General features: G+C 66.1%; 15 protein-coding genes. 8 read left to right on the forward strand and 7 right to left on the reverse strand.

The genetic code is table 11. The features are described 5' to 3' along the window. Positions 1–12: 12 nt before the first annotated feature. Positions 13–1,413 carry a M64 family metallopeptidase gene (locus FDY95_RS00635; RefSeq protein ID WP_138074792.1) on the reverse strand — a complete coding sequence of 467 codons (1,401 nt, stop codon included), beginning with the start codon at positions 1,411–1,413 and terminating at the stop codon, positions 13–15. Next, on the reverse strand, positions 1,410–1,922 hold the full coding sequence (locus FDY95_RS00640; protein WP_138074793.1) for a hypothetical protein: 513 nt from the start codon (positions 1,920–1,922) through the stop codon (positions 1,410–1,412). Before FDY95_RS00640 ends, FDY95_RS00635 begins: the two co-directional genes overlap by 4 nt. Before the next feature lie 218 nt (positions 1,923–2,140). Between FDY95_RS00640 and FDY95_RS00645 the strand changes: the two genes are divergently transcribed. The 3 genes from FDY95_RS00645 to FDY95_RS26185 all read left to right on the forward strand — a co-directional run bounded on the left by FDY95_RS00645 (position 2,141) and on the right by FDY95_RS26185 (position 4,140). Then, positions 2,141–2,950 (forward strand): polysaccharide deacetylase family protein, encoded by an 810-nt coding sequence (locus tag FDY95_RS00645; RefSeq protein ID WP_138074794.1) that lies wholly within the window; start codon positions 2,141–2,143, stop codon positions 2,948–2,950. A 107-nt stretch (positions 2,951–3,057) separates the two neighbouring features. Then, a complete protein-coding gene (locus tag FDY95_RS27035) occupies positions 3,058–3,723 on the forward strand; it encodes a methylated-DNA--[protein]-cysteine S-methyltransferase (RefSeq protein ID WP_138074795.1) in 666 nt (221 codons plus the stop codon). Positions 3,724–4,002: 279 nt separating this feature from the next. Then, the gene (locus FDY95_RS26185; protein ID WP_171025467.1) at positions 4,003–4,140 is read left to right on the forward strand and encodes a hypothetical protein; all 138 of its coding nucleotides are present in this window, start codon (positions 4,003–4,005) and stop codon (positions 4,138–4,140) included. A 77-nt stretch (positions 4,141–4,217) separates the two neighbouring features. On the opposite strand, the gene FDY95_RS00655 is transcribed toward FDY95_RS26185, so the two are convergent. The 3 genes from FDY95_RS00655 to FDY95_RS00665 form a co-directional block, all read right to left on the reverse strand. Continuing rightward, the gene (locus tag FDY95_RS00655) at positions 4,218–5,141 is read right to left on the reverse strand and encodes a hypothetical protein (RefSeq protein ID WP_138074796.1); all 924 of its coding nucleotides are present in this window, start codon (positions 5,139–5,141) and stop codon (positions 4,218–4,220) included. Between the two features lie 56 nt (positions 5,142–5,197). Continuing rightward, positions 5,198–8,875 (reverse strand): ABC transporter permease/M1 family aminopeptidase, encoded by a 3,678-nt coding sequence (locus FDY95_RS00660; protein ID WP_138074797.1) that lies wholly within the window; start codon positions 8,873–8,875, stop codon positions 5,198–5,200. 141 nt (positions 8,876–9,016) lie between these two features. Beyond that, positions 9,017–9,904, reverse strand: coding sequence for an ABC transporter ATP-binding protein (locus FDY95_RS00665; RefSeq protein ID WP_138074798.1), 888 nt, complete (start codon positions 9,902–9,904; stop codon positions 9,017–9,019). Between the two features lie 146 nt (positions 9,905–10,050). On the opposite strand from FDY95_RS00665, the gene FDY95_RS00670 reads away from it, so the two are divergent. The 4 genes from FDY95_RS00670 (at position 10,051) to FDY95_RS00685 (ending at position 14,628) form a co-directional block, all read left to right on the forward strand. Next, positions 10,051–11,055: an alpha/beta hydrolase gene (locus tag FDY95_RS00670; RefSeq protein ID WP_138074799.1), complete on the forward strand. Its 1,005-nt coding sequence runs from the start codon at positions 10,051–10,053 to the stop codon at positions 11,053–11,055. A 177-nt stretch (positions 11,056–11,232) separates the two neighbouring features. Beyond that, complete coding sequence (locus tag FDY95_RS00675; protein WP_138074800.1) at positions 11,233–11,865, forward strand: FKBP-type peptidyl-prolyl cis-trans isomerase; 633 nt, start codon at positions 11,233–11,235, stop codon at positions 11,863–11,865. A 136-nt stretch (positions 11,866–12,001) separates the two neighbouring features. Beyond that, positions 12,002–12,559, forward strand: a complete 558-nt coding sequence (locus tag FDY95_RS00680) for a hypothetical protein (RefSeq protein ID WP_138074801.1) — start codon at positions 12,002–12,004, stop codon at positions 12,557–12,559. Between the two features lie 95 nt (positions 12,560–12,654). After that, entirely contained in the window at positions 12,655–14,628 is a 1,974-nt protein-coding gene (locus FDY95_RS00685) for a KUP/HAK/KT family potassium transporter (protein WP_138074802.1), read from the forward strand. Between the two features lie 76 nt (positions 14,629–14,704). On the opposite strand, the gene FDY95_RS00690 is transcribed toward FDY95_RS00685, so the two are convergent. Further along, positions 14,705–15,166, reverse strand: coding sequence for a hypothetical protein (locus FDY95_RS00690; RefSeq protein ID WP_138074803.1), 462 nt, complete (start codon positions 15,164–15,166; stop codon positions 14,705–14,707). Positions 15,167–15,394: 228 nt separating this feature from the next. On the opposite strand from FDY95_RS00690, the gene FDY95_RS00695 reads away from it, so the two are divergent. After that, on the forward strand, positions 15,395–16,978 hold the full coding sequence (locus FDY95_RS00695) for a S8 family peptidase (protein WP_138074804.1): 1,584 nt from the start codon (positions 15,395–15,397) through the stop codon (positions 16,976–16,978). Positions 16,979–17,245: 267 nt separating this feature from the next. Here the strand turns inward: FDY95_RS00695 and FDY95_RS00700 are convergent, their stop codons facing one another. Beyond that, positions 17,246–19,051, reverse strand: a complete 1,806-nt coding sequence (locus tag FDY95_RS00700; protein WP_246073889.1) for a M61 family metallopeptidase — start codon at positions 19,049–19,051, stop codon at positions 17,246–17,248. Positions 19,052–19,194 lie beyond the last annotated feature (143 nt).

A 19,194-nucleotide genomic window follows, 5' to 3' on the forward strand; every position in this document is an offset into this window, starting at 1 on the left:
GACCGGTGTCCGTTACTCTTTCACGAGCTGCCGGCTGATGCGGGCCCCGTCGATGTCGAGCAGCAGTCGGTAGCTGCCGGGGCGGCGCAGGCCCAGCTCGGCGGCCGTAAAGCGCCACTGGTGCGTGCCCGCAGCGGCAGCCGGCTCCTGCACCAGGGTGCGCAGACGGCGGCCGGTTTCGTCGAGCACGGTTACCGTCACCGGGGCCGGGCGGCTGAGCTTGTAGCTCAGGTTCAGCGCGTCGGTTACCGGGTTGGGGTAAGTTTCGAGCTGGTACTCAAAGGTACTGGCCTGCAGGTGGGTACCGGTGGCGGTGTTGGTCACGGTCCACTGCGTCACGTAGGTGTGCTGGCTGAGGTGGGTGCTGGCGCGCGTCATGGCGGTGGTGTCCGTCACCTCGGCCCGGATGGTGTGCGTGCCGGTGTTCAAGGCCGTCAGCGGCACCGTCACCTGGCTGGTATTACGGGCCAGCAGGGCCCCGTCGCGCTGCCAGGTTACGCGCAGGGTGTTCGGGGCGGGCGCCAGCAGCGTCAGGGCGAAGGGCACGGCGGCCGTGGGGTTGCTGATGGTGGCGGCGGCCGGGCTGAAGCCCTGCACCGGCCTCACCAGCGTGTGAATGCGCTCCACGAAAGCCTGACGGCACACGTCGCAGAACGCTACGCCCAGGAAGCGCATCTTGCAGTTCTGGTGCGGACGCTGCCAGGTCGGGCTTTCGGCGTGCGGATACACGCCCACGCCGTTGGTGCCCACCCAGGGCGCCCAGCGCACCAGCGTGGGGTTGGTCTGGGCGGTCATGTTCAGGCCTTCGCGGGCGTAGCTGGCCCCGGCCCAGTACTCGTCGATCAGCGAAGCAAACGAGTGCCCGATTTCGTGGATGCTGATTTCGCGGGCGCTGACGTTGACCGACGAGGTAGCCAGCGCCCCGCCCGAGCCCCCGTACTCGGTGGAGTTGACGAGCACGAAGGCCTGGTCGTAGAGCGGGAAGTTGGCCGCCAGCACGCTGGCCACGGCACTGCTGCGCGTGGGCACCAGCAGCCGGTGAATGCCGCCCTGGTCGAAGCTGCTGCCGAAGTAGTTGTTGGGCGTGGCCAGCGGCAGGGCGCTGCAGTCGGCGGCCGTGCGCGGGTGCTTGGCCCCGGCATCCACCGAGGGCACCTGCACGGCAAACACGTTGAAGTAGCCCTGGTACTCGCGGAAGGGCGACTGGGCAAACATGCCCGTTACCACCCCGCGCACGTCGCTGAGGAACTGCGGCAGCTGGGCCGTCTGGTACCCGTCGCTGAGGAAAACTAGGTTGATGCGCTGGTTGAGCGGGCCGGTTTTCACCAGCGTATCCACCGGGAAGGTCTGGCCGAAGGCTGCCCGGCTGAGCAGCAGGCAAAAGAGCACGAAAAGGGAGTAGCGTGTTTTCATGGGCGAGCTGGTAAAGTGAAGTCAGTGGTTTTCACCGACCGGCGGTTGACAAATTCCTCCACGCGCACGGTTTTGGTCGTTGCGGCCAACGTCATGCGCACAAAAAACTCGGCTTCGGGCAGGCTCACTTCCTGGCGCCGCAACTGGCCCTCGGCCCCGGCGGTTTCCACGGCCCGGCGCAGCGGGTGCTCCACCGCGGTTGAGCTGAGCACTTCCCGGCTAGCCCCGAGCTGGGCTATGGTCAGGTAATCCGGCATTTCGCTGGCGCCCGCGGGGGCCGCCTTCGGGGCTCCGGCGGCCACGGTGCTCTTGAGCAGGGTAATTGTGGCCGGTCCGTTGGCAACGGCCGTGGCCTTGAAGGACAAAAACACCATTTCGGGCCGGGCCGTGGCGGCGGGCCCTGCCAACGTGGAAGCCGTAAACTGATGCTGAGCCGCGGGCGGACGGTGGCAACCGGCCAGCAGGCCGCCAAGCAGGGACAGCCACAGCGCGAGAGGTAAAGCCGGCATAAAGTGAAGCGGTAAGATAATGAGCTAAAGGTATCAGCAAACGAGTCGTTTTTGTACTCGCCCAAGGTAGTTTTGCTGGCCGCCTGAGCCGGGCAGGCCGAAAACCCTATCGGTCGTTTCCGCTTTCTGCCGACTTCCGCTCGTAGCCGAGGCAGCGTAACTTGGACCTTCCACCCACCCGCCGCAGCGCCCCACGCCCTGCCGCCCACGTTTCTGCTATGATCAGATTATTCCTGGCCCTACTCCTCGCCGCCCCGGCCGCTGTCTGCGCCCAAACCACCGCTTGGCAGGGTAAGCAGTGCGCCGTGGTGCTGACCTACGACGACGCCATCGACGCCGACCTGGACCGCGTCGTTCCGGCCTTGGACTCGCTGAAGCTGCGCGGCACGTTCTACCTCATCGGCTCGTCGCCGGTGGTGGCCAAGCGCCTGCCGGAATGGCGCCGGGCGGCTCAAAAAGGCCACGAGCTGGGCAACCACGCCCTCATGCACCCCTGCGACGGCACGCTGCCCGGCCGCTCGTTCGTCACGCCTGAAACCGACCTGAGCAAGTACACCGTGGCGCGGGCCGTCAGCGAAATCCGGGCGACCAACACGCTGCTCAGCGCCATCGACGGCCGCACGCGCCGCACCTTCGCCTACCCCTGCGGCGACCGAACCATCGGCGGCGTCGATTTCTACGAGCCGCTGCGGGGCGACTTCGTGGCCGCCCGCGGCGTGACCAAGGGGCTGCCCACCGCCGCCCAGGTCGACCTCACGAACGTGGCCTGCTACTCCATCAACGGGCAGTCGGCCGAGTACATGCTGGACCTGGTCCGGCAGGCCCAGCAGACGCACACGCTGCTGGTGTTTCTGTTTCACGGCGTGGGCGGCGGCCATTCGCTCAACGTCGACGCCAACGCCCACCGCCAGCTGCTGCGCTACCTCAAGGCCCACGAGCGGGACATCTGGGTGGCCCCACTGGTGGAAGTGGCCGAAAGCGTGAAGGCCCAGCAGGCTGGGGCAGCGCCGGGGAAACCGAGCCGGTAACCCGGCTTCCGTTGCGGCAAAGGTCGCGGTGACAGCCGGCAGTAGCCCGGAGCCGTAATTGCGGGCAACGCCCCTATCTTCCTGCTCCGCAACCTTGCCTCTCACCCATGCCCCACTCCCAGCCCGCCCCCAGCCAGTTCGAACTTCGCTTCGACCGCCCCGCCGAGCCCGCCAGCCCCGCGTCGGACTGGCCCTGGCCCCTGCCCGGTACCGCTGCCGCCGACCACGCGCCGCACGTGCTGGAGCTGATTCGGCTGGAAACGCCGCTGGGCCCGATGATGGCCGGCGCCACCGCCGAGGGCGTGTGCCTGCTGGAGTTTTTTGAGCGGCGGGAGCTGCAAACGGAGCTACAGGACCTCGCCCAGCGCTTCAACGCCCGCGTGGTGGAGCGCGACAATGCCCACCTGCGGCAGCTGCGCGCCCAGCTCACCGAATACTTTGCCGGCGCCCGGCAGGAGTTTTCGGTGCCGCTCATCACGCCCGGCTCGGCGTTTCAGCAGCAGGTGTGGCAGGTGCTGCGGCAGATTCCGTATGGTCACACCCGCAGCTACGGACAGCAGGCCCTGGCCCTGAAAAAGCCCGAAGCCGTGCGCGCCGTGGCCGCCGCCAACGGGCAGAACCGCATTGCCATCGTCATTCCCTGCCACCGCGTCATCGGCGCCGACGGCAAGCTGACGGGCTACGCCGGCGGCCTCTGGCGCAAGCAGCGCCTGCTGGAGCTGGAGCAGCGGCACCGACAGCCCACGCCGGGCCAGCAGATAGCGCTGTTTTGATAGCAACCGGAGCGCCCATTAACAACGTCAGGTCGAGCTTCCCAAGGCCCTGACGGACGGCGTCAACCAATCCCGCGGGCTGACGGCCCAAATAATTCTTCTCGTTGAACGAGGATTTTACTATCCGGCGTCAGCACGCGGGACGTCTCGACCAGCTCGACATGACCTCCCTTTCCCATCGTTCAAAGGCAAACAATGATGCATGCCTAACAATTATGTAACATTTGCGTAGTATCTTTGCAGCAAGAACATGACATTCACCAACATACAACATAGACAATGAAAAAGACCACCGCCGTTTCGACGCTGTTGCTACTGGGTGGCCTGGGAAGCCTGGGCCTCTGGGCCGCCCGCACGCTGAACTTCTCCCTGCGCATCGACTCGCTCGACGAAGAGTACAGCGACTACTGCGGCTAAGCCGCGGCGCCTGTTCCGGCAATTCCGTAAAAAAGCCGGCCCCACTCCCGTGGGGCCGGCTTTTTCGTGCGCGGGGCCTACCAGCCGGTTTGGACCCGCGCTACTTCCGCCCCCACCCGCGTCTGCAGAAACGCGGCCAGCTGCGCATCGTCGTAGGTGGCGGTGTTCTGGCGCAAGGCCCGCCAGAGGGCCGGCAAGGCCGTGGCGCCCTGCTGGCCGTAAATGCGGGCCGCCGCGCGGTGCAGCCGGCATTGGTACCAGCCGTAGTTCAACGGCTTGGTGCTGGGCATGCTTTCGTACTGCTGCTCGAAGTCGGCTAGGGAGGTGTAGCCCAGGGTTTTAAGGTCGGTGCCATCGACGACCACCTGCGGAAACAGCTCCAGGGCGGGCAGCAGCGCGGGCTCCTGCGTAGCCACGAAGGTGTGCAGCAACATGTTGGCAAACAGCTCCTCCAGCCAGTAGCGCGGCCGCCCTAGCCGGGCTTGCCGGTAAAAGGCGTGCCCCAGCTCGTGCACGGCCGTCAGGTCGAAAAACTTCATCATGGATACCGACCCGTCGGCGGTGCGGTATACCTGCTGCACCTGCCGGGCCTGGGCCGGCGACAGTTGCTTGGCCGGGGGTACGCTGCCGCGCCACATGGCGTTGTCTTCGGCCGCTACTACGAGTATGGTGTCGCCCACGGTGTGGGGCATGCCGTAGGCCTGGATGCGGGCGTACTTTTTCCAGTCGGCCGGGCCGAGCACCAGCAGCGTCACGCGCGGGGCGAAGCCTAGCAGCGCGGGCTGCTCGAGGTATCCAATGGCCCGGGTGCAAAGCTCGGCCATCTGCCGGGCGCGGGCCTCGTGGCCGGGCGTGGCATAGACGGTCAGGCGGGCGGTTTTCTGGGCCACCAGGCCGGCGAAGGGCCCGGCCGGAGCGGCCGTCTGGGCTTGGCTGTGGACGGGCGCGGCCAGCAGCAGTGCGCCGAGCAGCAGCGCGCGGAGGAAACGGGTAATAGTCATGGCGGAAGATCTTCCGAAGTTGGGAGGTTGGGCAGCATAAGGGCAGGCCGGGCAGTTTAGCGCACGGCCACCGGCTTGGCGGCCGGCTTTTCCTCCTGCAGAGGCTTCACGTTGTCGTAGTAATACCGGTCGATGAGCTTCTGAAAGGGGTCGACGCCGGCTTTGGCGGGCTTTTCGGCCACTACGAAGTGCAGGGTGGTTTCGGGCTGGGTGAGCTTCACCTTGCGCAGCACCAGGGCCTTGCCGCGCACGTCCCAGGCCTCACCGGCCGACTTATCGGGGCCGAACACGCCCACGTCCACGTAGTCGCCGACCAGGGGCGTGGGGGCTTCGTTGCCCAGACTGTCGGCGCGGAGTTTTTCGGCTTTGATGGTCAGGCTCACATCGAACCGGCCGTCGGGGCGGGGGGTGTAGGTGGCGGTTTTCAGCTCGTTCTTGTAAAGCGTGATGGTCTCGAACATGTCCCGGATCAGGTACTGCAGGGAGTCGGGCGTTTCGCGGCGGATGTAGGCCATCAGGTCGGCCGAGTTGGGGTACGGGTCGGTTTTGTAGCGGTTAGCGGCGGCAAAGTCGCCGAGGGCCTTGTTCAGCTTCTGCTCCCCGATGAAGTCCTGCAGGGCGTAAAACACCATGCCGCCCTTGTAGTAGTGGATGTAGGGCTGGCTTTCGACCAGCATCAGCGGCATTTCCTTCTTCCTCTCCTGCCGGCGGCCGCGCAGGTACTGGTCCAGCTCCCGGCGCATCACCTGCTGCATCTGGGTGGGCGTGAAGCGGTGCTTGCAGGTCATCAGGGCCGAGTATTCGGCCAATGACTCGATGAGCATGCTGCTGCCCTGCACGTTGGCCCCGCACACTTGGTGGCCCCACCACTGGTGGCCCAACTCGTGGTTGGTGATGAAGTAGGTGTAGTCGGGCGCGTTCGTATCCCGCGGGTCGTCGATAAAGCCGGCGGCCTCGGAGAAGGGCACCGTGTTGGGCTGACTCTGGGCGAAACTCTTGTAGCGCGGAAACTCCAGGATGCGGATCTGCCGGTACTGGTAGGGCCCGAAGGCGGCCGAGTAATACGGCAGCGCGTCGCGCAGGGCCTGGGCCATGCGACGCACGTTGTAGGGGTGGTGCGGGTCGTAGTAGATTTCGATGGCCACGGGCTGACCGCCTTCCTGGGGCTGCCAGGTTTCGCGGTGCACCTGGTAGCGGGCCGAGAGGATGCCGGTCATGGGCATCATGGGCTGGTCCATCCGGTACTGGAAGTAGCGGCGGCCATCCTGGGTCCACTCCCGCTGCAGGTAGCCCGGCGTCACGGCAATCTGGTCCGGGTCGGTGCTGATGGTGGCCTGGTAGCGGATGTAGTCGGCGTCGGGGCCGAAATCGGCGATGCGGCGGCCGCGCGGGTCGTTCAGGGCCAGGGCGCGGTCCTTGGGCTTGAGGCCGTTGCGCTGGCGCACGTTGTCATCCTCCAGCTCGCCGCCCACCTGGTAGCCGATGCGCAGGCCGGCGTCGCTGAGGAAGGTGCCGTTGGCGGTGAGTCGGTCTTCGGGCGAGATGTTGGCCCAGTCGAACACGCCGGAGCCTTTCAGGCGGGAGGTGAAGCCCGCGGCCCGGTAGCCCACGTCGAAGCGCAAATCCAGCGAGTCATTCGGCGCCAGCGGCTGATTCAACCGATAAAGCCGCACGCCGCTGGTCGGGTCGTCGCGCAGCACTTGGGCGGGGCGGCTCAGGCTGAGCTTACTGGTCACGCTGCGGCTGGGGTCGTAGTTGATGAGCAGCGTGTCGATGGGGCGGGCTTCCTTGTTGCGCAGGGTGAAGGTGCCGCGCATCCGGTAGCCGCGGGGGCTGGCCGTGGGGTACAGGTCGGCCGCCATATCGATGGCCACGATTTTAGGCTGCAGCAGGCGGGCGTAGCGCTTGTACTGCCGCTCGGTGTCGGCCTGCCGGGCTTCGAGGTCTTTGGGCGTCACGTACTCGTTGAGCACGTTGGTGTTGTAGAACACCCAGCCGCCGGCCGTCAGCAGCACCAGCAGGGCCAGGGCCAGGGCGGGCCGCACGCCGGGGGTGCGCAGGCGCTGCCCGAACAGCCGGGCGCGGCTCGGCAGGCTGGTGTCGTTGCCGCGCACCCAGAGCAGGGCGGCCAGCAACGCCAGCAGCAGGATGCCGGCCAGGTAGTACAGATTCAGGGCCAGCAGCGGGGCCACCATATGCCCGTAGCCGTTCATGTCGGAATACGTGTAGGTGATGCCCGCGCCGAACTTGAGCAGCACGTGGTGCAGCCCCAGCGCGTCGGCCAGCAGGAAGACCACGCCGTAGTACACCATCATCAGCGCGTGGCCCACGTACTTCTGGTTGACTACCGTCTGCACCACCACGGCCAGGGTGCAGAGCACGGCAAGGTTGGCGGCTTGCAGCAGGAAGTTCTTGAGGTACAAGAGCGGCTCCACCAGCTCGGGGGCGCGGTAGAGCTGAATGCCCAGACCCACCAGGCTCAGCACCAGACTCAGCAGCAGCTGCACGCCCAGCAAGGCCAGGACCTTGCTCACGAAGGGCAACCAGGTGGCGTAGGGCAAGGCATCGAACACCAGTTGCAGGCGCACGTCCCGCTCGCGCCACACCAGCTCGCCGGCGTAGATGGTGGTGATGATCAGGAAGAAGAGCGTGAAGTTGTCGTTGACCAGGTTCAGGATCAGGTAGGTTACCGGCATCTGGATGCCGCGCGGGTCCTGGTAGGTGTAGTAGGCGTTGAAGAGAATATAAATCACGCCCAGCAAGGCCAGCGCCCGGAACGGCCAGGCGTTGATGACGTTCAGCAGCTGCACCCGCGTGAGGCGCCGCAGCTGCCACCAGCCCAGCCCGCCGCCGAAGTCCTGGGGGGAACGGCGCAGCCCGGCGCCGGCCGCCACGGCCAGCGGGGCGGCTTCGGCTGCCTGCTTTTTCTGCCGGACGCGGGGCAGGCCCAGCCGGAAGTAGGCGCAGCCGGCCAGCAGCAGCCCCAGCCCTACCCCGCTCCAGAGCAGGCGGTTCTGGATCAGCTCCCCGCCGAGGTAGTTGAACAGGCGGGTGTTGCGCTCGGCAATGGTCCAGTACTTGGTGTCGGTAGCCTTGGCGGTGAGGCCGAAGGGGTCGAGCAGGGAAAACAGGTGGTCGGAGCTGATTTTATCGATAAAGACGAACGATACCTGGTAGAGCACGAACAGCACCACCCCGCCCAGGTACACCACCAGCGGGGAGCGGAACACGAGGTAGGCGGCGAAAAAGATGCAGCCGGCAAACCAGGCATTGGTCCAGGCCGCGCCTACCAGCGGCACCAGCAGGGCCAGTGGCTGCACCGGCCCCAGCTTGGAGGCCTCCACCCAGGGCATGAGCATGCCCAGCAGGGCCCCCACGGAAATGCCCGTCATGATCAACCAGATGGCCAGCAAGGAGCCCAGGAAGCGCCCGGCCAGGTAGCCCGTTTTGCCCAGCGGCGTGGTGTAGAGCAGCCCGGTCATGCCGTCCTTGTCGTCGCGGTAGATGGGCGTGCCCAGGATGGCGGCCGTCACGAACATGCCCAGGATGGAGGCAATGGTGTGCAACGTGGCCAGCGCGTCGGGCGAGTTGACGTGAATCTTGGCCGAGCCGAAGCCGAAGTCGTCGACGGTCTGCGACAAAAAGCCGAACAGCGCGAAGACGCCGAAGTACAGGTAGGTGCTCGGCTGCGTAAACCGAAAGCGCAGCTCGAACTTGAAAATATGACCAAACATGGCAGTCCAGATTAGAATAGGCCGTCATGTCGAGCGAAGTCGAGACATCTCGCCGGATAGCAATTTCCTCCTTGAGCAGCAGTTGCTATCTGTCATCAGCACGCGAGATGTCTCGACTTCGCTCGACATGACGTTCAGGATTTAAGCCTCAACTCCTTTCGCCTTCCGCGCCAGCCGGTGGAAGTACACATCTTCCAGGGTGGCTTCGGCGGGCTGGAAGATGCCGTTGATAGGCGTCTCGCTGAACACGCGCACCACCGGCTGCCCGGCCACCAGCTTGGAGCTGATGACCTCGTGCTGCTCGCGCAGCTGGGCCAGGGCCGCCTTTTCGGTCTTGGTGCGGTACACCTTGCCCCGGATTTCGCCGATGACGTCGTTGGGGGAGCCGGTGGCTACCACTTCGCCCTGAGCAATGATGGCCATGTGGGGGCACAGCTCGGTGACATCTTCGACAATATGTGTGCTCAGAATCACCACCACGTTTTCGCCGATTTCGCTGAGCAGGTCGAGGAAACGGTTGCGCTCCGTCGGGTCGAGGCCGGCGGTGGGCTCGTCCACAATGATGAGCTGGGGGCTGCCGAGCAGGGCCACGGCAATGCCGAAGCGCTGGCGCATGCCGCCGGAGTAGCCGCCCACGGCTTTCTTGCGGGCGTCCCAGAGGTTGGTTTGCTGCAGCAGGCTTTCCACGGCGGCCTTGCGCTCAGCCCCGTCCCGGATGCCCTTGAGCCCGGCGAAGTAATCGAGCAGGGCCTCGGCCGACACGCTGGGATACAGCCCGAATTCCTGGGGCAGGTAGCCCAGCACCCGGCGCACCCGCTCTTTCTCGCGCAGCACGTCGATGTCGCCCAGTTGGATGCTGCCGCTGTCGGGCTCCTGCAGGGTGGCAATGGTGCGCATCAGCGTCGATTTACCCGCGCCGTTGGGCCCGAGTAGGCCGAACATACCGTTGGGAATGGTCAGCGTCACGTCGCGCAGGGCCCGCACGCCGTTGGGATAGGTTTTGGAAAGATTCTGTATGCGTAGTTCCATGCGACTGAGGGAGTTAGGATTTTCGGTCAATAACTGCAGCCTGGCAACACGGCGCAATCACATAAATGGGTGATAAGCGGCCGGGCCCGGCGGGTTCCAGCCCGGGCGCGTAGCTTTGGCCCGTGTTTGATTTACCCCGCCCGCCCATGCGCTTTTTCGCCCTGTTTCCCGGCCGGCGCGGCTGGCTCGTGGGCAGCCTCGTTGGCCTGCTGGCTAGCCCGGCGCTGGCCCAGCAGCCCGCCCCCACCCCGCGCGACACCTCCTTCACCACGCACAGCGCCTACGTGAAGGCCAAAAAGCAGAATCCGAACATTACCGTGGCCCGGCCGGCCGTGCCGAAAACCATCCGCACGGCCCCGAACCTGACTTACTGCACGCTCGACGGCGGCCGGGCCCTGCGCCTCGACGTGTTTTACCCCAAAGCCCGGCGCAAACAGCAGTTTCCGGCCGTGCTCATCGTGCACGGCGGCGGCTGGCGCAGCGGCGACCGAAGCCAGCACGTGCCACTGGCCCAGCAGCTGGCCGCGCGCGGCTACGTGGCCGTCACGGCCGAGTACCGGCTGAGCACCGAAGCGCCCTACCCGGCGGCGGTGCAGGACCTGAAAACCGCCCTGCGCTGGCTGCGCGCCAACGCCCACACCTACCAGGTGGACACAAGCAAAGTAGCCATTTGGGGCTTCTCGGCGGGCGGGCAGTTGGCCACGCTCGTCGGCACCACCGCCGACGACCCGCTCTTCGAGGCCGGTTCCTGCTACCGCAGCCGCAGCAGCCGGGTGCAGGCCATCATCGATGCCGACGGCACCTTGGCTTTCATTCACCCCGAATCGGGCGAGGGCGACGACCGGAAGGGCCCCTCGGCGGCCACGCTGTGGTTTGGGGCCTCGAAAACCGAGCGGCCCGACCTCTGGCAGCAGGCCGCCCCGCTCAACCACGTCTCGGCCCAGACGCCGCCCATTCTCTTCATCAACAGCGGCGTGGCGCGCATGCACGCCGGCCGCGACGATATGCGCCGGCAGCTCGACGCGCGGGGCATCTACAGCGAGGTGCAGAGCTTCCCGGAGGCGCCCCACCCCTTCCCGCTGTTCAATCCCTGGTTTGAGCCCACCCTGCAATACACAGTGGCGTTTCTGCAACGGATATTCGGCAAGTAGCCGGTGGCGCGGCGGGGCGCATCATGCCAATGTGACGCACCCGGCAGGCTGGCGCGGAAACTGCCAGCGGCTGGCCCGGCCGCAGCGGCCCGGGTTTTTTCCGCACCTTCGCGCCCGCCGTCGTATAACCGTCCGTCTGACGGCTGCGGCTGTCCTTTTCAATCCAACCCCAACCCCATGGAACTGACCTCGCTCAAGCAGCAAATCAGCTACATCATCGGCCGCGACCTGGCCCGTAATTTCGCCCAGCAGGGCCTCGACCTCGACGTGGACGTGCTGGCCACCAGCCTCAAAGAAGCCCTCAGCGGCAAGCCCAGCCAACTCTCGCCCGAGCAGATGCAGCAGGCCATGCAGCAGTTTCAGCAGCAGATGGGCGGCGCCGAAGAAGAGGAAGACGACGCCGCCCCCGGCGCCGGCAACGACAACAAAGCCGCCGGCGAAGCCTTCCTGGCCGAAAACGGCAAGAAGCCCGGCGTGACCACCCTGCCCAGCGGCCTGCAATACGAAGTGCTGCAGGAAGGCTCGGGCCCCAAGCCCGGCCCGCGCAGCTCGGTGACGACCCACTACCACGGCACGCTCACCGACGGCAAAGTGTTCGACAGCAGCTACCAGCGCGGCGAGCCGGCCACCTTCGGCGTCAACCAGGTTATTGCCGGCTGGACAGAGGCCCTGCAGCTGATGCCCGAGGGCTCGAAGTGGCGCCTCTACATCCCGTCGAACCTGGCCTACGGCCCCCGCGGCGCCGGCCGCGACATCGGCCCGAACTCGGCCCTGGTCTTCGACGTGGAGCTGCTGAAAGTCAACGGGTAGGTGATATAGGTAACAGGTGACAGGTGACACGTAACAGGTCGATGGCAGCGGGTGTGCCCCCTGCCCCGGCCCGGCCGCTCAAACCGGCGGCCTCCCGACGTGTTACCTGTCACCTGTTACGTTTTACCCGACGGTCATGGAACAGCCCTACTACAGCTTCGCGCCCCCGCCGCTGCCGCCGCCCCGCCCGCCCGTGCAGAGCGCCGACGGCCGCTGGCGCCTCACCGACGACGAGCTGATTCTCGACGGGCGGCACTACAGCCTGCTGGAGCTGGAGCGCGTGACGGTGCAGCATGTGCGCTGGCTGCTGTGGATTTTGCTGGGTGCCTTCACGCTCGGCGGCGTAGCGCTGGCTTTTCTGCAAAACTGGCTGCGCACCCCTTCGGCCATGCTGGGCATGGTGGCGGGGGCGCTGATGCTGGCCTGGGGCCAGCGCGGGGCCAACCGCGTCCGCCTTGCCCGCCTCGGCCTCGACGACCAGCACCACGCCCTGCCCGGCGAGCTGACCGGCTGGCAGCAGCTGGGCGCCGAAACCAACATCCGCATTCACCTGCGCCACCAGCGCGCCGCTCAGGAGGCCCTGGCCCTGCTGGCCGCCCAGGAAGCCGAAGCGGCCCAGGCCGCGGCGCTGCGTGCCGCGGAGTTCGGCTACGGCCCGACGGATGAGTCGGCTCCCGCGCCCGACGAATTGTAGCGCCGGCCCGGCTGGCGCGGTCCGGTTCGGGCTGCATCCTTACCTTTGCGCGCCTCATTTTCAGAGGCCCACTTATTCTTCGTTGTCGCGCCCTTATGAGTGACACCAAAACCCTGGTCGACGGCAAGGCTACTGCCACCGCGCCCCACGCTCACACCGCCATTTCCACGGCGGGCCTGCTTATTGCCCTGGGCATCATCTACGGCGACATCGGCACCTCGCCGCTGTACGTGATGAAGGCCATCGTGCCCGAGGTCATCACCCAGGACCTGGTGTACGGCGGCATCTCGGCCGTGCTCTGGACGCTCACGCTGCAGACCACCATCAAGTACGTGCTGCTCACGCTGAACGCGGACAACAACGGCGAAGGCGGCATTTTCTCGCTGTACGCCCTGGTGCGCCGCCGCGGCGCCTGGCTGTCGGCGGTGGCCATCATCGGCGGCGCGGCCCTGCTGGCCGACGGCGTCATCACCCCGCCCATTTCGGTGTCCTCGGCCATTGAAGGGCTGGAGGCGGTGTACCCCGGCATTCCGACGATGTACATCGTCATTGCCATTCTGTGCGGGCTGTTTCTGCTGCAGAGCTTCGGCACCCAGATTGTGGGCAAGGCCTTCGGGCCGATTATGTTCCTCTGGTTCACCATGCTGGCGGTGCTCGGCGTGCACGGCATCGTGCAGCACCCCGAAATCCTGAAGGCCCTCAACCCCTACTACGCCTACAACATGCTGGTGAACACGCCGGGCGGCTTCTGGCTGCTGGGCGCCGTGTTCCTCTGCACCACCGGGGCCGAGGCCTTGTACTCCGACCTGGGCCACTGCGGCAAGGGCAACATCCGCATCAGCTGGGTGTTCGTCAAGGCCTGCCTGGTGCTCAACTACTTCGGGCAGGGCGGCTGGCTGGTGGCCCACGCGGGCGAGCAGCTCAACGGCCGCAACCCCTTCTTCGCCCTGATGCCCGAGTGGTTTCTGCTCATCGGCATCGGCATTGCCACCATTGCCGCCATCATTGCCTCGCAGGCGCTGATTACGGGCTCGTTTACGCTGGTGGCCGAGGCCATCCGCCTGAACATGTGGCCCAAAGTGCGCCTGAACTACCCCACCGACGTGAAGGGCCAGCTCTACGTGCCCTCCATGAACCGCCTGCTGCTGCTGGGCTGCATTGCGGTGGTGCTCTACTTTCAGCGCTCCGAGCACATGGAAGCCGCCTACGGCCTGGCCATTACCATCACCATGCTCATGACCACGCTGCTGCTCTCGATGTGGCTGCGGGCCAAGCGCGTGGCGCTGCCGCTGATTGCCCTGTTCGTGCTGGTGTACGGCGGCATCGAGGGCTCCTTCCTGGTGGCCAACCTCATCAAGTTCCCCCACGGCGGCTGGGTGTCGGTGGCCATCAGCCTCTGCCTGATTTCGGTGATGTACATCTGGCTGCGGGCCTACTTCATCAAGCGCCGCCTGACGGAATTCGTGAAAATCGAGCCGTACATGGACGCCCTGAAGGAGCTCAGCAACGACGAAACCGTGCCCAAGTACGCCACCCACCTGGTGTTCATGTCCTCGGCCGAGCGGCAGTCCGAAATCGAGTCAAAAATCATCTACAGCATCTTCCAGAAGCGCCCCAAGCGCGCCGACATCTACTGGTTCGTGCACGTGGACACCACCGACGAGCCGTACACGATGGAGTACAAGGTGACCGAGCTGGCCCAGAACGACGCGTTCCGGGTGACCTTCCGCCTGGGTTTCCGCGTCGAGCAGCGCATCAACCTCTACTTCCGCAAAGTGGTGGAAGACCTGGTGCGCAACAAGGAGGTGGACATCACCTCGCGCTACGAGTCGCTGAGCAAGCAGCACGTCACCGGCGACTTCCGCTTCGTGGTGCTGGAGAAATTCCTCTCGGTGGAAAACGAGCTGCCCTTCGTCGAAAACCTGGTGATGCAGGCCTACTTCTACATCAAGCAGTTCATTGCCTCGGAGGACAAGTACTTCGGGCTGGATACTTCGTCGGTGAAAATCGAGAAGGTGCCGCTCATCATCACGCCCACGCGCAACGTGTCCCTGAAGCGGGTGTACTAGCCCCGAATTGCTCTTGCTCGTTATGGCCGCCGGCCCGCCACCCGAAAGGGCGGCGGGCCGGCGCATTTTTTGGGGCTTATTGCTCGTCGCAGAGCAGGATGTGGTAGGTCTGGTCGATCAGCTGCCGGTCGTCCATGATGCGCCGGCCCTTGGCCAGCCGGCCTACGGTCACCACCAGCTGGTCGCCGCCCTGCACCTTCGAGCGCATGGGCAGCTCATAGCGGCGCGGCACCTGCGCGGCCGAGGGCGGGGCCACGCCGGGCGTGTTCAGCCAGCTCAGCACGTCGAACTCATTGAACGCAGCCACCGACGGAAACTGCCGCACCCCGATGGGCCGGTAGCCACGCACCACGATAAACTCCACCATCAGCGTGTCGGGGCGGCCGACGGGCAGCGCCAGGGTGCGCAGCTCCCGCAGCAGCTGGCAGTCCTGAAACGGGGCGCCGTTGACGACAATGGCCGGGCGGTTCTGGCCCCGGGTGGCAGTGGCCGCTGCCAGCCCACCGGCCAGCAGCACAATTCGCAAGAGAGGATTCATCGGCAAAAACGGGCGGCGGGCCAAGCGCAAGGTCCGCCGGCGGCGCTACCTCCTACGCGCGGCCCGCCCGAATGGACGGGTTTCACCCGTCGAATCTGGCCGGGATAATCCAGCTCCAAGCCGGAACCCGCTGGAACCCACGGGGAAATTTGTTATGCATGTTGCAATACTCGCCGATTTTTCGTGCCTTGTCGGAATGTTCTCATTCTCACCCCAAAGCACCACTTTATGCCCCATTTTACCCGCTACGCCGCGGCCGCAGCCTTGCTGTGGCTGGGCGCCTGCCAATCGGCCGACAAGGAGCTGAGTCAGCTGCAGCCCGAACCGGAGCTGGCCGGCGAAGCCCTCACCGCCGCTCAGCTCGATGAGCAGATCTGGACCCGCGTGCGCCAGTCCGGCAGCTACGACTGGCGCCAAGCCACCGACCACGTCGTGTGGAGCGCCCTGCAGCGCTCCGACCAGGTGCTGAGCGTGGGCTACGCCCCCGCCGGCCGCTGCGGCCAGAATGCCGCCCTGCCCGATGACGCCCGCACCGACCCGGCCTACCAGCAGGCCCGCCAGCAGGTGCTCGACCTCATCCTGGCCTCGGAGCGCGCCGCGCACCCCGAAGTGACGGCCGACAACCTCATCATCTTCCAGCAGTCGACCTTGCCTGTGCTCACGGTGCGGGTGCGCGAGCTGGCTACCGTACGGGCCCTGCGCCGCTCTGGCCTGGTGCGCTACGCCGAGCCCATGGGCTACGAGCCCTACCACCCCGACGGCTCGGCCAGCCGCACCACCGCCAGCCTGAGCAGCAGCGGCTGCGGCAACAACACCGCCACCGCCGGCCTGGTGGCCGGCTCCGACTACACCGTGCTCACGGGCGGCAGCAAGTCGTCGTGGAACCAGGCTGACACCTACCACGGCATCCGGGCGGCCTGGTCGCAGAGCACCGGCGCGGGCGTCAAGCTGGTCATCATCGACACCGGCTCGTCGGACACCCAGGAAAACCTCGGCTCGGCCTTCAACCAGGGCCTGAGCACCGGCCGCACCGTGGAGCGGCTCGTCACGCTGCCGCGCAACAGCATATTCGGCATTCCCTACGGCGCGGCCGAAACGCCCAACGACGGCTGCGGGCACGGCACCAGCATGGCCGGCGCCGCCGCCGCGCCCCGCGGCACCGACGGCGCCTCCGTGGGCATTGCCTACGGCGCCAACCTGATTACCATCCGCGCCGCTGAGGACGTGTTCATCGATGCTTCCCGCGAGGTGCAGGGCATTTCCGACGCCTACACCCTGGCCGCCAACCGCGCCGACGTGCGCATCATCTCCATGAGCATGGGCCGCGTCACCAGCTCCTCGCAGCTGGCCGATGCCATCCGCTACGCCTACGGCCGCGGCAAGCTCATCTTCTGCGCCGCCGGCACGTCCTTCGACTGGTCGGCCGGCTGGGTGGGCGTCATCTTCCCCGCCAGCATGGCCGAAGCCGTGGCCGTGACGGGCGTGAAGGACAACCTCACCACCCGCTGCGACGAGTGCCACGTCGGCTCGGACGTGGAATTTACGGTGGTGATGCAGCGCAGCAGCAACAATCTGCGCCCCCTCTCCCTGGCCATGAGCGGCGACGCGCCCAGCACCGTCGGCGGCTCCTCGGTCAGCACCGCCTCCATGGCCGCTATGGCCGCCGTGGTCTGGAGCAAGTACCCCACCGAAACGCGGGAGCAGATCAAAGCCCGCCTCGTGGCCGCCAGCTCCAACGCCACCAACCGCGACCCGAACTTTGGCTACGGCCGCGTGAACCTGGCCCGCGCAGTGGGGGCGCTGGTACAGTAGGTCCGGCTGGCCCGGCTGGCCCGACTGGCGCCGGTTTAGCGACACGAAGTGAAGCGTAACCGGTGCCGAAAATAAAGCAGGCTTTCAGCCTGCGTTGAACGTTGCGGTATCGGTCCGGCAGCTTGGCCGGGCGCTGCACGCAGGCTGAAAGCCTGCCCGAAACCAGGCACCGGTTACACTCGCTTTGCTCGCTAAACCGGCGCCAGTCACAAAAAAGCCCCGCTGAATGGTTTCAGCGGGGCTTTTTGCACTAAACAACTCTGGATATTACTGCGCCAGCTGTAGCCACTTGCGGCGCACGGTCAGCTGCTCTGGCGAGGCGTCCGGCGTCATTTCGATGCGGTAGCGGGCGGCGGTGCCGGCCAGCAACGGCACGGTCAGCTCCCGCGTCTGCCCGTCGCGCAGCACCAGCAGGCGCACCGGGCTGCCCACCGGGCGGGCGGCCAGGCTCTGGGCAATGTCGGTGGGGGGGCGCAGCCCGTCGACGGCCAGGATTTCGTCGCTCACGTTCAGGCCGCCCTGCCAGGCGCTGCCGTCGCGCAGTACGCTGCTCACCACGGGCTTACCCGAGGTGGTGCTGACGGTAGCACCGAGCGAAGCGTCCTGCCCGGCGGCCGTAACCAGGCGCAGACCGGCGTAGCCCAGCGCCCCTTCGTAGTCGAGGCGCTTGGTGCCGTACACCGACTGGCGGAAGAACTCATCAAAGCGGCGGCCGGCGACTTTGGCCACGGCGTCCTGGTATTCCTCGTCGGTGAAGCCCCGGCCTGCCTTTTTGTAGTACTGGTCGTAGAGGTAGCGCATCACGTCGTCCAGGCTTTTCTGGCCCTTGGTGGCGTTAATCACCATCAGATCCAGCACCGCCCCGATAACCTCGCCCTTGTCGTAGTAGCTGATAGTCGCGTTCGGCGAGTTTTCGTTGGGGCGGTAGTACTTGATCCACGCGTCCCAGCTGGCCTCGGCGGCCGACTGCACCTTGTTGCCGGGCGTGTTTTCGACGCGCGTGATGCCGGTGGCCAGCTGGTCGAGGTACTGCTGGGGCTTCTGGAAGCCGGCGCGCTGCACGATGAGGTTGGAGAAGTATTCGGTGCCGCCCTCGCTCAGCCAGAGCATGTGGGTGTAGTTTTCCCGGTCGTAGTCGAAGGGCCCCAGCGCGATGGGGCGGATGCGCTTCACGTTCCAGAGGTGGAAATACTCGTGCGCGGCCAGCCCAAGGATGCCCTCGTAGCCCACCGGCGTGTTGTAGGCGTTGCGCGAAATTTCCAGGGTGGTTGAAAACAGGTGCTCCAGGCCCCCGCCGCCGCGCTCCAGGTTGTGGATGATGAACAGGTAACGGTCCAGCGGATTCTGCCCCACCACTTTCTGCGCCGATTCGCACACGCGTTTGAAGTCGGCCGTGAGGCGCTGCTCATCGACGTTGGCTTGCCCGTACATGGCAATGCGGTGCGGCGTGCCGTTTACGTCGAAGCTGAGCACCTTGTGGTTGCCGATTTCAATGGGCGAGTCGGCCAGCTCGTCGTAGTTCGAGGAGAGAAACGTAAACGACGGCCCGGCCTGCGCGGCCGGCTTCAGGCTGGTCGATACTTCCTTCCAGCCCTCGAAAGGCCGCACTTCCACCTGCGCCGGCAGCTGCTTCTGGCCCTCGGGGTACATAAACACGCTGGTGCCGTTGAGGTAGCCGTGCGAGGCATCCACGAAGCTGGTGCGCACGCTCAGCTCGTTGGCGTACACCCGGTAGCGCACCGTGAAGTCCTTCTGGCCCGCGTGGGTGATGCGCCAGGTGTTCTTGTTGAGCTTGTCGACGGCCAGCTCCTTGCCGCCGGCCTGGGCCGTGAAACCCTCTACGTTCTTGGCAAACTCCCGCACCAGGTAGGAGCCCGGTGCCCACACCGGCATCTTCACGTCGGTGCTGCGGCCGGAGAAGCCGCTGAGCTGCATTTCAACTTCGAAGTAGTGCGTTTGCGGGGCCGGCATCGACAGCACGTAGCGCAGCGTGGGGGCGGCCAGCGCCGGGGCCGCGCCTAGCAGGGCCAGGGCCGCCGTAGCGCCAAGGCGGCGCCAGGTAGTAGTCAGCATGAAAAACGGTGGAGTGAGTGAAAACCGCGCGGGCGGCGTGCCGCCACTGACGGCCGCGCCGGCGCGGGGCTGCAAGGTAAGCCCGAAAAAGCCCGTTTCCGTTCCCCGCGTAACGCCCGCCGGCCCGGCTACGTTAGTCCCAG

The sequence above is a fragment of the Hymenobacter jeollabukensis genome (assembly GCF_005771675.1).
GTDB lineage: Bacteria > Bacteroidota > Bacteroidia > Cytophagales > Hymenobacteraceae > Solirubrum > Solirubrum jeollabukense.

What these genes read in the sequence shown, in the direction of transcription:
- FDY95_RS00635 (WP_138074792.1), bottom strand. Translation starts at nt 1,413, where the DNA reads ATGAAAACACGCTACTCCCTTTTCGTGCTCTTTTGCCTGCTGCTCAGC.
- FDY95_RS00640 (WP_138074793.1), bottom strand. Translation starts at nt 1,922, where the DNA reads ATGCCGGCTTTACCTCTCGCGCTGTGGCTGTCCCTGCTTGGCGGCCTG.
- FDY95_RS00645 (WP_138074794.1), top strand. Translation starts at nt 2,141, where the DNA reads ATGATCAGATTATTCCTGGCCCTACTCCTCGCCGCCCCGGCCGCTGTC.
- FDY95_RS27035 (WP_138074795.1), top strand. Translation starts at nt 3,058, where the DNA reads ATGCCCCACTCCCAGCCCGCCCCCAGCCAGTTCGAACTTCGCTTCGAC.
- FDY95_RS26185 (WP_171025467.1), top strand. Translation starts at nt 4,003, where the DNA reads ATGAAAAAGACCACCGCCGTTTCGACGCTGTTGCTACTGGGTGGCCTG.
- FDY95_RS00655 (WP_138074796.1), bottom strand. Translation starts at nt 5,141, where the DNA reads ATGACTATTACCCGTTTCCTCCGCGCGCTGCTGCTCGGCGCACTGCTG.
- FDY95_RS00660 (WP_138074797.1), bottom strand. Translation starts at nt 8,875, where the DNA reads ATGTTTGGTCATATTTTCAAGTTCGAGCTGCGCTTTCGGTTTACGCAG.
- FDY95_RS00665 (WP_138074798.1), bottom strand. Translation starts at nt 9,904, where the DNA reads ATGGAACTACGCATACAGAATCTTTCCAAAACCTATCCCAACGGCGTG.
- FDY95_RS00670 (WP_138074799.1), top strand. Translation starts at nt 10,051, where the DNA reads ATGCGCTTTTTCGCCCTGTTTCCCGGCCGGCGCGGCTGGCTCGTGGGC.
- FDY95_RS00675 (WP_138074800.1), top strand. Translation starts at nt 11,233, where the DNA reads ATGGAACTGACCTCGCTCAAGCAGCAAATCAGCTACATCATCGGCCGC.
- FDY95_RS00680 (WP_138074801.1), top strand. Translation starts at nt 12,002, where the DNA reads ATGGAACAGCCCTACTACAGCTTCGCGCCCCCGCCGCTGCCGCCGCCC.
- FDY95_RS00685 (WP_138074802.1), top strand. Translation starts at nt 12,655, where the DNA reads ATGAGTGACACCAAAACCCTGGTCGACGGCAAGGCTACTGCCACCGCG.
- FDY95_RS00690 (WP_138074803.1), bottom strand. Translation starts at nt 15,166, where the DNA reads ATGAATCCTCTCTTGCGAATTGTGCTGCTGGCCGGTGGGCTGGCAGCG.
- FDY95_RS00695 (WP_138074804.1), top strand. Translation starts at nt 15,395, where the DNA reads ATGCCCCATTTTACCCGCTACGCCGCGGCCGCAGCCTTGCTGTGGCTG.
- FDY95_RS00700 (WP_246073889.1), bottom strand. Translation starts at nt 19,051, where the DNA reads ATGCTGACTACTACCTGGCGCCGCCTTGGCGCTACGGCGGCCCTGGCC.